Below are 14602 nucleotides of genomic sequence, written 5' to 3'. Positions count from 1 at the left end.
TTCATTGTTAATAGAAATTTTGCGCCACAAACCTATCTTTGCGAGCGGGTAACATTATCGAGACTCCGCGCCCCCGCGTCTGTCTCAGTATTAAGACTATGCAATAGATTGAGATTTGGCGAATGTTTATTTGCATATCCTATTAAAAAGCAAATGCAACAACTTGAACTTATTTAACTAAAAGGCATAAAAAAACCACCCGAAGGTGGTTTTTTTGATCATCCTGCCAAATTACGCTTGTGGGCGCATTGCTGGGAATAGGATCACGTCACGGATAGTGTGCGTGTTAGTCAGTAGCATAACCAGACGGTCGATACCGATACCTTGGCCTGCCGTTGGTGGTAGGCCGTGCTCTAGTGCAGTGATGTAATCTGCATCGTAGAACATGGCTTCGTCATCACCAGACTCTTTAGCTTCAACCTGTGCTTTAAAGCGCGCGTCTTGATCTTCTGCATCGTTAAGCTCTGAGAAGCCATTCGCCACTTCACGGCCGCCGATGAAGAATTCAAAGCGGTCTGTAAAGAACGGGTTGTCATCGCTACGGCGAGCCAATGGAGAGATGTCCGCTGGGTAGCCAGTGATGAACGTTGGCTGCATTAGCTTAGGTTCTGCTGTTTCACCGAAGATTTCTTCTAGAAGCTGACCGCATGTCCAGAAGTCTTCTACTTCAACATGTACTGATTTCGCGATAGAAACCATCAGTTCACGGTTTTGTAGATCTTCTTCGGTTAGCGCTTGGATTTGCGCGTGATCTGGGTTGTACTGCTTGATTGCTTCAAACATGCTCATACGAGTGTAAGTGCCACCAAATTCAACCGTTTCATCACCGTAAGGCATTGATGTTGAACCTAGAACTTCTTGCGCTACCGAGCTTAGTAGTTCTTCAGTAAAGTCCATCAGATCTTTGTAATCCGCGTACGCCATGTAGAATTCCATCATAGTGAATTCTGGGTTATGACGTGGAGAAAGACCTTCGTTACGGAAGTTACGGTTAATTTCGAATACGCGATCGAAGCCACCAACCACTAGACGCTTCAGGTATAGCTCAGGTGCAATACGTAGGTACATTGGCATGTCTAGCGCGTTGTGATGCGTAATGAATGGGCGTGCACTTGCACCACCTGGGATCACGTGCATCATCGGCGTTTCTACTTCCATGAACTGTTTTGAGATCATGAAGTTACGAATTGCAGACATTACTTTAGAACGTACAATAAATGCTTTACGTGAATCTTCGTTCACAATCAGATCAACGTAACGCTGACGGTAACGCATTTCTTGGTCAGTAAGACCGTGGAACTTCTCAGGAAGTGGACGAAGTGCTTTAGTTAGCAACTCGTATTCTTCCATGTTCACGTATAGGTCACCCTTACCAGATTTGTGCAGCGCACCTTTAACACCGATGATGTCACCGATATCAAGACCTTGGTATTTCTCTTTTAGCTCTTTTTGTACGTCTTTAGCAGCGTAAGCTTGGATACGGCCAGATGTTTCTTGAATTACTAGGAATGGACCACGCTTAGCCATAATACGGCCAGCAATTGCAACCACGTGGTTAAGCTCTTCTAGCTCTTCCTTCGTCTTTTCACCGAACTCTTTTTGAAGGTCGCCCGCTAGTGCGTCACGACGGAAGTCGTTTGGGTGGCCGTTTGCTTTGCAGCTCTTTCGGATTTCATCCAGTTTAGCGCGGCGTTCAGCAATCAGCTTATTTTCTTCTAGTACAGTTTCGTTTTGAACAGCATCAGTCATTTTCGATGTATCCTGTTTTTGTCGGTGAAAAGCTTTATAGGCCTGATTTCAGGCTAGCTTCAATAAATTTGTCCAGATCGCCATCAAGAACCGCTTGAGTATTACGGTTTTCAATGCCCGTACGGAGGTCCTTAATACGTGAGTCATCCAATACGTAAGAACGGATCTGGCTACCCCAGCCAATGTCAGACTTAGCGTCTTCATTAGCTTGTTTTTCCGCGTTTTGCTTTTGCAATTCAAGCTCAAATAGCTTCGCTCGAAGCTGTTTCATTGCCTGATCTTTGTTCTTATGTTGAGAACGGTCATTCTGACACTGAACCACGGTGTTCGTTGGTACGTGCGTAATACGTACCGCAGATTCTGTGGTGTTGACGTGCTGACCACCTGCGCCTGACGCACGGTAAACGTCGATGCGTAGGTCAGAAGGATTAATGTCGATGTCGATGTTTTCATCAATCTCTGGATAGATGAACGCAGACGCAAATGACGTATGACGACGGCCGCCTGAATCGAACGGAGATTTACGAACAAGACGATGAACGCCCGTTTCAGTGCGCAACCAACCGTACGCATACTCACCAGAGATACGAACTGTTGCCGACTTAAGACCCGCGACTTCACCTTCAGAGACTTCAATCACTTCAGCTTTGAAGCCCTTCGCCTCTGCCCAGCGTAGGTACATACGCAGCAGCATGTTGGTCCAGTCTTGTGCTTCCGTACCACCAGAGCCAGCTTGCAAATCGATGTAGCAATCTGAACTATCATGGTCGCCCGAGAACATACGACGGAATTCAAGCTTTTCTAGCTTCTCTTCCAACTCAGCAAGTTCTGGTTCGATTTCGTCAAATGTTTCTTGATCTTCTTCTTCTACAGCCAGCTCAAGAAGACCTTCTACGTCTTCTACACCTTGCTCTAGTTGATCAATAGTTTCAACAACCGCTTCTAGCGATGCACGCTCTTTCCCCAGTGCTTGTGCACGTTCAGGTTCGTTCCATACATCAGGTTGTTCAAGCTCTGCGTTGACTTCTTCTAGACGCTCTTTCTTCGCGTCATAGTCAAAGATACCCCCTCAGGACATTTGTGCGCTGAGACACGTCCTGCAGACGGTTTTTAATTGGATTGATTTCAAACATGTTTACTCAACATTTTAGAATAGAATTTAACCGAGAAATTCTACTGAAAAATGTGACCGAGATACAGGAAAATTTCGGATGAGAAATCAGATTGCGGTTAGAGAGAGCACGGTCATAAAATTTTACACCCTCTTAGGGGCAACCGTACTCTATAAGAAAGGTTAATCTAGATATTACTTAGCTTCGATATGATCGATCATCAATTGCAGTGATTGATTCCCACGAAATTCATTCACATCCAATTTGTAAGCTAAACGTACCGTTTTAACTGATGCATCCGGCCAGCGACGCAAATCGACATTAAATGCAATGCCATCGATCATCACATTGGTAGGGTGACCTTTGTAAAGCGGCTCTAACATCAATTTAAGATGCTTCTCACCCACCAGCTTTTGATGCAACACTTTAAACTCACCATCAAAGATTGGTTCAGGGAAGGCTTGTCCAAAAGGGCCACCAGACCGCAGCTGTTCAGCGACATGCATAGAGAATTCTTCAGGCTTAAGTTCACCATCTGACATGATCACGCCTTTTAGCGCCGCTTCATCGAGTTCCTTTTTTACCACTTCATCAAATAAACGGCTGAAACGTTCGAAATCCTGCTCTTTAATTGTTAAGCCTGCCGCCATCGCGTGACCACCAAATTTGATGATCAAACCTGGGTTTTGCGTGTCGATGAAATCCAACGCATCACGCATGTGTAACCCCGGAATAGAACGACACGATCCCTTAATTGTCCCTTCTCCGCCATCAGCAAATGCGATGACTGGACGGTGAAACTTCTCTTTGATGCGCGAAGCCAAAATACCAATCACACCTTGGTGCCAATCACCTTGGAACAAGGCTAATCCGTAAGGAAGCTCACTGCCTTCACCAAACTGGAGACGCTCGCAGAAAGCCATCGCTTCTTGCTTCATGCCTTCTTCAATCTCTTTACGAGTTTGGTTCAAACCATCCAGTTCACTTGCCATACGACGAGCGGCGTGAATGTTGTTACACATCAACAGTTCAACACCAAATGACATATCATCAAGGCGACCTGCAGCATTGATACGAGGACCTAAAGCAAAACCAAAATCGGACGCCACCAAACGACGCGCATCGCGCTTCGCTACTTCAATCAATGCTTGAATGCCAGGGCGCGCTTTGCCCGCACGAATACGCTGCAGGCCTTGGTGCACAAGAATACGGTTGTTTTCATCCAGTGGGACAACGTCAGCTACAGTGCCAAGTGCAACAAGGTCAATCAGTTCCATCAACTTAGGCTCTTGCATGCCCTGCTCAGCAAACCAATTGTGTTTTCGCATATGAACGCATAGTGCCATCATGAGATAAAACGCGACCCCGACACCAGCGAGCGCTTTAGACGGAAAGTGACAGCTCTCAAGGTTTGGGTTCACCATTGCATCCACATCAGGCAACACTTGTCCCGGTAAGTGGTGATCGGTAACGAGCACGGTAATGCCGTTTTCTTTTGCGTAACGCACGCCTTCGATTGATGACACACCGTTATCTACCGTCATGATCATCTCAGCGCCAAGCTCTAATGCTTGGTCAACGACTTCTGGGCTTAACCCATAACCGTCTTCAAAACGATTCGGTACTAGGTAGTCCACATTGTGACTACCAAGCATACGCAGCGCGAGCACCGACAATGCAGAGCTCGTCGCGCCATCAGCATCAAAATCACCGACAACGATGATGCGTTTTTGTTCTTTTATTGCCTGAAACAAAAGCTCGACAGCTTGCTCAATCCCCCCGAGTTTTTGGTAAGAATGCAAACCACGAGCTGACGTTTCTAGTTGCGCAGGATCCGTAATCCCACGGTTGATGTAGATACGTTTGAGAATCGGAGGAATGGAATCAGGAAGAAGGGAAAGATCAGGTTCAGGACGTCGTTGAATTTCTATCATGCTTGAAAAGAGCCGGCGACTTTGCCGGCTCTGCTCCTAAAGGATTATTGTTGCTTTAAACGTTTCAATAGCTCTGCAGGTGGTAGGTAACCGCCAACCATTTCGCCATTCGGTAAGAAGATCGCTGGCGTACCAGAAATTCCCAATTGGCGACCTAGATTGTAATGTGATTGGATGGTTTCTTTACACTGTTTTAAGTCTTTCGCAGGGTTATCAAACGTACGATTCACTTTCGCGTTGTGCATTGCCGACTTTGGATCTTCAGCACACCAAATCGTCGCCATTTGCTCTGCCACTGGGCCAGTAGCACCTTGGCGAGGGTAAGCCATGTAACGCACTGTAATGCCTAGATCGTTATAGCCTTGCATTTGGCTGTGCAGACGCACACAGTAACCACAAGTGATATCAGTAAATACCGTCACTGCATATTTTTCATCGTCGGCTTTGTATTCAATCATGCTATCGGAGAACTGCGCGATTTTCTCCGCATTAAGCGGCGCTTGGCGCTCTGCAATGACATCTTTGTAACTACCATCGTCATTGATGGCATAAAGCGTACCGGCGATAAAATGGCTACCATCATTTGAAGCAAACAAGATCCCGCCATTAGTTTGGATTTCCAATAAACCAGCAACTTCTGATGGCTGAATATCAACGATAGATAAACCAAGCTTTGAGAACTTAGTTTTTAATGCTGCTTCATCAAAACTGCTTTGCGCAGCTGGTGCCACTTGCTGTGCAGGAGTGTCCGTTTTAGCCTGACTTTCTTCTGCACCACACGCGGTAACAAAAAATGGTAAAGTCAGCAGAGTTAGTCGGCGTAATACGCTCATGAAATTCACCTTAATATAAAATCGTTTTTCCAAGAAGACATGGATGAATCTAACCATTGTTATGCTCTTGGGTGGTGTTGACTGTGGATCTGCTTCAATCGTTCAGTCGCCACGTGAGTATAAATTTGCGTGGTCGATAAGTCACTATGTCCTAATAGCATCTGTACGACCCTGAGATCTGCGCCATAGTTCAATAAATGCGTGGCAAAGGCATGACGCAGTACGTGCGGCGACAGCTGTTCAGTGTCAATCCCTGCTATCAAAGCATAGTACTTAATACGGTGCCAAAACGTCTGACGAGTCATTTGCCTTGCGCGTTTGCTAGGAAAAACAATATCAGATGATGTATCACCAAGTAACGCAGGGCGCCCTTGTTGAATAAACGTCTCGATCCAATCTACCGCGTTCTCCCCCATTGGCACTAAGCGCTCTTTACCGCCTTTACCTGTGACACGTACAACTCCTTGACGCAAACTAATGTTTTCCATAGTTAAACTGACCAATTCCGTCACACGCAAACCAGTCGCATACAGTAGTTCCAGCATCGCTTTATCCCGCAATTCCACAGGATCATTCGGGTCTGGCGCTTCGAGCAAGGCGTCCACTTGCTCTTCACTAATATCTTTGGGCAAGCGTTGTGGCAGTTTAGGACTGACCAAGAGCGCACTCGGATCATCAGCACGTACTTTCTCACGATGCAGATATTGGAATAAACGGCGAATTGCCGACAACATACGCGCACGGGACGTCTGCTTGTAATCCAAGTCTACAAGGTAGCTTTGGTATTCTTGCAAGCCAGACAAACTAATGAAATCAAGACGGTAGCGATGTTTCTCCATCCACGTGAGCAGCTTCATCAAATCATTTCGATAGGAAGCCAGCGTGTTCTCTGATAGCCCACGCTCCATCCACATCGCATCTAAGAATTGCTCAACAAGCGAAAAATCTTGTTGATTGACAGGCTGTTGTGCCGTCATGAACGCTTCCTTATCTGTTTATATTTACAGTACTTAGATTAAGGCACCTACCGATCCAATACCATAAAAAAATCATCCCGCTTAGGATATTCGCTGCAATCTTCCTCAATTTATGGTTAGAATCTTCCACAACAGCAACACAAATAACGATGAATATAATGAAAATCGGACTCTTTTACGGCTCAACGACCTGCTACACCGAAATGGCAGCAGAGAAAATTCGTACCATTATTGGTGAAGACCTTGTCGACATTCACAATGTGAAAGAGACACCGTTATCACTAATGGCAGACTACGACTTACTACTCCTTGGCATCTCAACTTGGGACTTTGGTGAAATTCAAGAAGATTGGAACGCGATTTGGCAAGACATCGCAACAACACCATTAAAAGGTAAAGTTGTCGCGCTGTTTGGTCTGGGTGACCAAGAAGGCTACGGTGAGTGGTATTTGGACGCGATGGGCTTACTTCACGATGAATTACAAGCGACCGGCGCAACCTTTATCGGTTACTGGCCAAATGAAGGCTACGAATTTGAAGCATCGAAAGCACTGATTGAAGATGGCAGCAAGTTTGTTGGACTAGCGTTAGATGAAGACTCGCAGTACGAACTGAGTGATGAGCGCATCGAAAAATGGTGTGAACAAGTTCTTGTGGAGTTCCACGACACACTTTAATAGTGTGAACGCTTCAAAGATAAAAAGCCCGATGAAGTAATTCATCGGGCTTTTTAATATCTTGATCGTGCGAAGTTATTACGCCGTTTCTTGTGCTAACTCTGGACGAGGTTTCGCGATGAAGAACATGCACACGATAGCCGCAAATGTTGGAAGCACCCAACCCATGCCCACTTCGAATAGTGGCAACATGTTAAACGCAGAAACATCAACACCCGATACTTTTGCCGCATCAACCAACGCAAACAGCAGAGATACAAGTAGTACCGCGCGGTAAGCAAAACGTGGATTTGGCAGTTTGCTGCGTACAAATGTTAGTGCAACCAACGCAATCGCCACAGGGTACAGCGCAAACAATACTGGCACTGACAGAGAAATCAGTTGTGCAAGGCCGACATTCGCAACCAACGCACAAACAGAACCGTTAATAAGTACCCATTGCTTGTATGACAGTGGCGTTTTCGAGCTGAAGAAGTCTGAACACGCAGAAATCAAGCCAATAGCCGTTGTCAAACACGCTAGTAATACAATGACAGACAGAACGATTTGACCGTATGGACCAAACAGCGCTTGAACGTATTGGCTAAGTACCAGACCACCGTTATCTGCACCAGCAGCAACAGTTGCACTTGTCGCGCCCAAGTAGAATAGTGAGATGTAAACAAACGCAAGACCGGCAGCGGCAATACAACCTGCATAGATCAGATATTTAGTCGTTGCAGAACGCTCAGTAATGCCTTTACCGCGCAGTGCATCAACCATCAGCATGCCAAACATCAGTGACGCGAACGTATCCATTGTGTTGTAGCCTTCTAGGAAGCCTTTGGTCAGTGGTTGCGTTAAGTACTCACCGTGCGCGCCCAGCATGTCACCTTGAGGATCAATAAATACCGCGACAGCAAGAATGATCAAACCCACGAACAATGCCGGCGTTAGTACTTTACCGATAAGATCAATCAAACGGCCTTGGAACCATGAGAACATCATCGCCGCAATAAAGAAGATCACTGAAAATGCAGTGAGATGCGTTTGTGACGCTTCGAGGAAGAAAGGTTTAACCGCCATCTCGTAAGCCACTAGGCCAGTACGAGGCGCAGCAAACGCAGGACCGATGATGATGAAGATCAACGCAGCCATAATAACCGCTGCTTTTTTCGGAAGGTCTTGCGTTAAGTGATCCCAAGAACCACCAGCAACAGCAATAGCAACGATAGTAATAAGAGGTAGACCTACCGCTGTTAGCAAGAAACCAAACATCGCTGGCATTAAGTTTTCACCGGCTAGCTGACCCGCTAGAGGTGGAAAGATGATATTGCCCGCACCTAAAAAGAACGCAAATAGCATAAAGCCTACTGCGATAATATCTGTTAGTTTTAACGTCTGCTTCACAGATAACCCTTGTCTTTTAATTAATGAATGTTGTGTATGCTTAGACCACTTTTTGTATACCTAAAGTCAATAAGTACACGTGGTTCAATCTATAAAATTTTCGCCGCATAATGACGAAAGACTCATCATTTGGCAACCTTTAAGAAAAAAACACCATATTAATTTAGTTTTCAAACTTAAAAGCAGTGAATATAACCAGATCTAAATAACAGACCAGTTCTTTATCTCGATCAATTAACAATACAATTTAATAACCAACAAAACAACAATCTATACAATTAAGAAACAATAGAGAAATTCACTTAATTATTGAGCAAACATAAAACAATCATGAAGAGCAAAAAACTGAAAACTAAAGGCTTCAATTTTAAGCAATTTTGTATTGAGGGCGGCGAGAGTGGTATGCCCGTCAGCACTGATGGGGTCATGCTTGGTGCTTGGATTCAAAGCCCGAACAACGCTCAAATTCTCGATATTGGCACTGGCACCGGGTTGCTTACCCTGATGTGTGCCCAACGCTTTACAGAAGCTCAAATAACCGCGGTCGATATTGAATTAACAGCCATTGAAGCTGCGCAAAAAAATGTAGTTCAGTCGCCTTGGTCAGATCGTGTGAGTGTGCATCATTCCGACATACTAGACTTTACGCCGACGCATCCATTCCAACGTATCATTTGTAATCCTCCCTACTTCAATAGCGGCGAGCAATCGAAACACAGTCAACGTGCAACCGCGAGGCACACTGATACGCTACGCCACAACGCATTGCTACAACGTTGCTATCAGTTGCTTGATGAACAAGGGAAAGCTAATTTTGTGTTACCAATCACCGAAGGCGAACGGTTTATTGAACTAGCATTACACCAAGGTTGGCATCTATCGCGAGTCTGTCGTGTACAGCCATCAGAAAAGAAACTGGTACATCGACTGTTATTTGAACTGGCGAAGCAGCCTTGCGATACTCAAGAATCACATTTAATAATTCATTCGCATGACGGTTACAGTGACGATTTCGTCCAATTAACCCGCGAGTTTTATCTTAAGATGTGAAATAACATGTGATCCTTATCACCAATCACTTTATAATGTGCGACCTTTTTGTATTCTATGCTGTTGTGGCGAACCATTAACCAAGCTTTGCTTGTGGAGAACTCATTGTGATCAGAACCTTTGCTGAACTTGATCTAGACCAAAACCTACTTGAAGCCATTGAAGAGATGGGTTACGAACGCCCAACAAAAATTCAGGCAGAAGCGATTCCACAAGCGTTGGATGGTCGTGACATTCTAGCGTCAGCGCCAACAGGTACTGGTAAAACGGCAGCCTTCGTTCTGCCAGCATTGCAATACTTGCAAGACTTCCCTCGTCGCAAGCCTGGACCTGCGCGTATTTTGATCCTAACGCCGACGCGCGAATTGGCGATGCAAATCGCTGATCAAGCACGAGCTTTGGCAAAAAACACTAAACTGAACATTTTCACCATCACAGGTGGTGTTCAATACCAAGAGCACGCCGATATCCTTGCGACAACACAAGACATTGTGGTTGCAACGCCTGGCCGTTTAAAAGAATACATTGATGCAGAACGTTTTGATTGTCGTGCAATCGAATGGTTAATTCTGGATGAAGCAGACCGTATGCTAGACATGGGTTTTGCTCCTACTGTTGATCGTCTATCTAACGAGTGCCGCTGGCGTAAACAAACCCTTCTATTCTCAGCAACACTAGAGGGTAAAGGCGTAGAAGGCTTTACCGCTGATCTGTTGAATGACCCAGCAGAAATTGATGCAAAATCGCCACTGCGTGAACGTAAGAAGATTGCTCAGTGGTACCACCGTGCTGATGATGCAGAACACAAGCTTGAATTACTAAAACACATTATTACTCAGCAAGCAGAACGCACCATTGTCTTCTTGAAGACACGTGAGCGTTTGGCAGAGCTACGAGCGCAGCTTGAGAGCGCACAGATTCCATGTTCTTGGATTCAAGGTGAAATGCCTCAAGATCGTCGTAACAATGCGATTTCTCGCTTCCGCGATGGTACTGTGAACGTGCTGCTCGCGACGGACGTTGCTGCGCGTGGTATCGACCTTCCGGATGTGTCACACGTTATTAACTACGACATGCCACGTACGGCTGATGTCTACCTTCACCGTATTGGCCGTACGGCTCGTGCGGGTAAGAAAGGTAACGCTATCTCAATCGTAGAAGCACACGACCAACCAATGATGGATCGCGTTGCACGTTACGTGAAAGAAGACATCAAAGAGCGTTTCGTAAAAGAGATGCGTCCGAAACACAAAAAACCTGTGTTTAAGAAGAAAAAGAAAAAAGAAGACAAGAAGAAGCTAGCGAAAAAGAAAACCGCTAAGAAGAAGTAATCTTGTTGGGGCGAAATAGCCTAAGCTACAACATAACAAAGGGTTGGCACTGCCAACCCTTTTTCGTTTGTGTTTATTGAGATTAACGTAGACTACGTCTCAATCAGTTTTAGTTTTGCTCTTCGCGTTTAAATACTAACTCTGTTGGTGTCGATTCATCTTCAACAAAGTAGTAACCCGCCGTATCAAACTTAGTCAGGTCTGCCACACTCTCAATACGGTTTTCGATGATGTAACGCGCCATCATGCCGCGCGCTTTCTTCGCGTAGAAGCTGATGACCTTGTATTGGCCATTCTTACAATCTTTGAATACTGGCGTGATCACTTGCGCATCTAAGTTCTTTGGCTTCACCGCTTTAAAGTATTCATTTGATGCAAGGTTGATAAGCACATTATCACCTTGAGCAGAAATCGCTTCGTTAAGCTTATCCGTAATCACATTGCCCCAAAACTGGTACAAGTTTGTGCCCTTGTCGTTTGCAAGCTTGGTACCCATCTCAAGACGGTATGGCTGCATCAAATCGAGTGGTTTTAGTAAACCATAGAGGCCAGACAACATGCGCAAATGATCTTGGGCATACTCGAAGTCCGCCTCAGATAAGGTTTCGGCGTCTAGTCCTGTGTAAACATCACCTTTAAACGCTAGGATCGCTTGTCGTGAGTTTTCCGTGGTAAACGCTTCACTCCACTCTTGAAATCGCCCGACATTCAAATCGGCAATCTTGTCGCTCACTTTCATTAAAGAGGCAACATCAGCAGGAGTCAGTTTGCGGCAAACATCGATAAGCTCTTTTGAGTATTCGACCAACTCAGGTTGAGTAAATTTTTCTGTCGCTAACGGAGACTCGTAATCAAGAGTCTTCGCTGGAGAAACTACGATAAGCATGACTTTCCCTTCTCTAATTTTGTTTTTTAATAGGGTACAAAAAAAGCCATGCATTGTCTGCATGGCTTTTTACATCGTACTAATAGCTTTCAACTATGAGTGATAGCTCACTTAGTCTTTTTTATCGTTGTACCAAATGCCTTCTTCAAGCTGAGATTTCAGCTCAGGGAAGTCATTCGCATCAAACGTTGGTACTTTACCTTCACCAAGTTGGCGGTTGTAATCTTTTGCTAGCTTAATCACGATGCCAGATAGCAAGATGATTGCCACCAAGTTGACTATCGCCATCAGCCCCATCGAAACATCAGCAAGTGACCATACGACTGGGAGCGAAGCAAGTGCACCAAACATCACCATACCAAGAACAACAACGCGGAAAATGCTTAGGCCCGCCTTATGGTTGTGCTCTAGGAAGATTAGGTTCGTTTCAGCGTACGAGTAGTTCGCGATGATTGATGTAAATGCAAAGAAGAAGATTGCCACGGCAACAAAGATGCCACCCCAATCACCAACTTGCGAGCTCAATGCACGCTGAGTTAGCTCGATACCCGTCACTTCTGTTGCTTGACCGACATACTCACCTGACATCAGGATGATAGCCACTGTCGCTGAACAGATAACGATCGTATCCATAAATACACCTAGCATCTGAACATAACCTTGAGATGCAGGGTGTGGTGGGTAAGGCGTTGCTGAAGCCGCCGCGTTTGGCGCAGAACCCATACCCGCTTCGTTCGAGAATAGACCGCGTTTAATACCGTTAATCATTGCCTGTGCAATCGCGTAGCCAAGACCCCCAGCCGCCGCTTCTTGCAGACCAAATGCACTCTTAAAGATAAGCATTAATACATCAGGTAGCTTTTCTAGATTAGAGAACATGATGAACAGTGCTAGAGCCAAGTAAAGCAGCGCCATGATCGGAACGATCATCTCTGCGACTTTTGCGATACGCTTGATACCACCGAAAATTACAATCGCAGACAGTACTACAACCGCGATACCAACGTACAGGTCACTCCAACCAAATGCGGTGCTCATTGCATTTGCAATTGAGTTAGCTTGTACGGCGTTGAATACCAAACCAAAAGCGATGATTAGGAAAACTGAGAACAATACGCCCATCCAACGCATGCCCAGGCCTTTTTCCATGTAGTAGGCAGGACCACCACGGTAGTTGCCATCATCATCTTTGGTTTTGTATAGCTGCGCCAGAGTACTCTCTGCAAACGACGTTGCCATACCAAGCATTGCGATCAGCCACATCCAGAAGATCGCGCCAGGACCACCTGCAGTCAATGCAACTGCAACGCCCGCCATGTTACCTGTACCAACACGTGCAGCAAGACTAGTACAAAGCGCTTGGAAAGAAGAAATACCAGCTTTGTCTGCTTTACGACTGTTCTTAAGAACAGAGAACATGTGGCCGAAATGGCGGAACTGAATGAACCCTAATCGAACGGTGAAGTAAATACCAACACCAACAAGAAGATAAACCAGAATCGACCCCCAAAGGAGATCGTTCATCAAATTGATTAAGTCTGTCATGTGTACCTCAAAGTGAGTTGCGCCGGTCTATGCGTCCAAGCCATCCACCAAATTGCCTGCTAAGTGTCAAAGTGTGCTTAGCTTTTTAAGTAATGTTTATGGGCAATCTAGAATCGTAAACGTCGCTTCATGCATCCATTTTACGTACCAGCGTATTTTTTGACGGGCGGATAATGCAACCTAGGAGCGCAAAAATCAATATGCAATCATGATAATAGCATTGTTATTTTTCACTATAAAGTCACCAAAAAATAACATAAATGGAAGACTTAACACCCATAAGCCGCAACATTTCAATTACCAAATGCCAACATAAATAATTATCACCCACCAAACAGAACGGAGACCCATATAATTAAGACCAAGCTAGTATTCACAAGGTGTTACATAAATTTGCTCTAGTGCCTTACCATCTAATTGAACACTATTTCATCAAACTGGTTTTATGCAACTTTGACCTTTGCACTGTCCCCCCACTCGCCAAATCGAATTAACATTGAAAATCTCTCTATTTAATCGTTTTCTTGAGATCGTTTGTGCATTTTTTAGCCATCACATTGCCATGAAAAGTGTGATTTTGAGAATATTTTTGCACGAAAATGTCATGCTACCGACACAAATGCGAAATATATCATGGTTATTCTCACGGCTATTGTGGTACTTAAAAAACTCCACAAGGACTGGTTACAACAGTTTAGCTTAAGAAAGGTAAAGGTGGCTTATGGAAGGCTTTCAACTAGATGACATTTTTAATCTGGATACTACCTCAACAACCAAATCTCGTGCCAAACCAGTAAAGCGAAAGTGGCGTGAAATAGAAGAGATGAACGACAGGCGCAATTTGCTTAAAGAGCTACGCGAACTTGATGCCTGTACCGACTACAACTTGGAAGACATTAAACTCTAATTCAAACAAAAGGCACCTTAAGGGTGCCTTTTGTTTTTGTTTACAGTAACGGTAAACGACTTGAGTTTAAGCGCCAGGATTTAAGTATGAGTACCGTTATTACTCAATAAGAATTTTCCTATCTTTTGGTCGAGAAGCGCAAACGATAAATTTACGTCCAATTCTCAATAAATAAGAAATGCAGCTAACAAACCCGAGTGATACTTTCGCTC

General features: G+C 44.9%; 12 protein-coding genes. 4 read left to right on the top strand and 8 right to left on the bottom strand.

The features are described from left to right. Positions 1–231: 231 nt before the first annotated feature. The 5 genes from lysS to xerD form a co-directional block, all read right to left on the bottom strand. On the bottom strand, positions 232–1749 hold the full coding sequence (gene lysS, locus ACZ5ZC_RS10370; protein WP_005397328.1) for a lysine--tRNA ligase: 1518 nt from the start codon (positions 1747–1749) through the stop codon (positions 232–234). Positions 1750–1783: 34 nt separating this feature from the next. Continuing rightward, positions 1784–2882 (bottom strand): peptide chain release factor 2 gene (gene prfB / locus ACZ5ZC_RS10365; protein WP_100068604.1). Its coding sequence is split into 2 segments (ribosomal slippage): positions 1784–2806 and positions 2808–2882, totalling 1098 coding nucleotides; the frame shifts between segments, so codons are not numbered across the junction. Positions 2883–3055: 173 nt separating this feature from the next. Continuing rightward, on the bottom strand, positions 3056–4795 hold the full coding sequence (gene recJ, locus ACZ5ZC_RS10360) for a single-stranded-DNA-specific exonuclease RecJ (RefSeq protein ID WP_464931896.1): 1740 nt from the start codon (positions 4793–4795) through the stop codon (positions 3056–3058). Between the two features lie 44 nt (positions 4796–4839). Continuing rightward, positions 4840–5628 carry a bifunctional protein-disulfide isomerase/oxidoreductase DsbC gene (dsbC, locus tag ACZ5ZC_RS10355; protein WP_012842135.1) on the bottom strand — a complete coding sequence of 263 codons (789 nt, stop codon included), beginning with the start codon at positions 5626–5628 and terminating at the stop codon, positions 4840–4842. 59 nt (positions 5629–5687) lie between these two features. Next, positions 5688–6605 carry a site-specific tyrosine recombinase XerD gene (gene xerD, locus ACZ5ZC_RS10350; RefSeq protein ID WP_005397336.1) on the bottom strand — a complete coding sequence of 306 codons (918 nt, stop codon included), beginning with the start codon at positions 6603–6605 and terminating at the stop codon, positions 5688–5690. Positions 6606–6763: 158 nt separating this feature from the next. Between xerD and fldB the strand changes: the two genes are divergently transcribed. After that, on the top strand, positions 6764–7282 hold the full coding sequence (fldB, locus tag ACZ5ZC_RS10345; RefSeq protein ID WP_005397338.1) for a flavodoxin FldB: 519 nt from the start codon (positions 6764–6766) through the stop codon (positions 7280–7282). 78 nt (positions 7283–7360) lie between these two features. Here fldB and brnQ read toward each other — a convergent pair whose 3' ends face one another. After that, positions 7361–8671 (bottom strand): branched-chain amino acid transport system II carrier protein, encoded by a 1311-nt coding sequence (gene brnQ, locus ACZ5ZC_RS10340; RefSeq protein WP_006742676.1) that lies wholly within the window; start codon positions 8669–8671, stop codon positions 7361–7363. A 330-nt stretch (positions 8672–9001) separates the two neighbouring features. Here brnQ and ACZ5ZC_RS10335 point away from each other — a divergent pair, with 330 nt between their 5' ends. Together ACZ5ZC_RS10335 and srmB are read left to right on the top strand one after the other, a co-directional pair. Next, positions 9002–9721, top strand: a complete 720-nt coding sequence (locus ACZ5ZC_RS10335) for a tRNA1(Val) (adenine(37)-N6)-methyltransferase (protein WP_464931895.1) — start codon at positions 9002–9004, stop codon at positions 9719–9721. A gap of 107 nt (positions 9722–9828) precedes the next feature. Then, on the top strand, positions 9829–11052 hold the full coding sequence (gene srmB, locus ACZ5ZC_RS10330) for an ATP-dependent RNA helicase SrmB (protein ID WP_054867276.1): 1224 nt from the start codon (positions 9829–9831) through the stop codon (positions 11050–11052). A gap of 109 nt (positions 11053–11161) precedes the next feature. Here srmB and yaaA read toward each other — a convergent pair whose 3' ends face one another. Together yaaA and ACZ5ZC_RS10320 are read right to left on the bottom strand one after the other, a co-directional pair. After that, on the bottom strand, positions 11162–11938 hold the full coding sequence (gene yaaA / locus ACZ5ZC_RS10325; protein WP_054867275.1) for a peroxide stress protein YaaA: 777 nt from the start codon (positions 11936–11938) through the stop codon (positions 11162–11164). A 111-nt stretch (positions 11939–12049) separates the two neighbouring features. Beyond that, complete coding sequence (locus ACZ5ZC_RS10320; protein WP_005396293.1) at positions 12050–13483, bottom strand: alanine/glycine:cation symporter family protein; 1434 nt, start codon at positions 13481–13483, stop codon at positions 12050–12052. A gap of 721 nt (positions 13484–14204) precedes the next feature. Between ACZ5ZC_RS10320 and ACZ5ZC_RS10315 the strand changes: the two genes are divergently transcribed. Beyond that, a complete protein-coding gene (locus ACZ5ZC_RS10315; RefSeq protein WP_005396294.1) occupies positions 14205–14390 on the top strand; it encodes a DUF3545 family protein in 186 nt (61 codons plus the stop codon). Positions 14391–14602 lie beyond the last annotated feature (212 nt).

It is taken from the genome of Vibrio sp. JCM 18905 (assembly GCF_055393305.1).
This window is presented reverse-complemented; position numbering and strand designations above follow the sequence as displayed.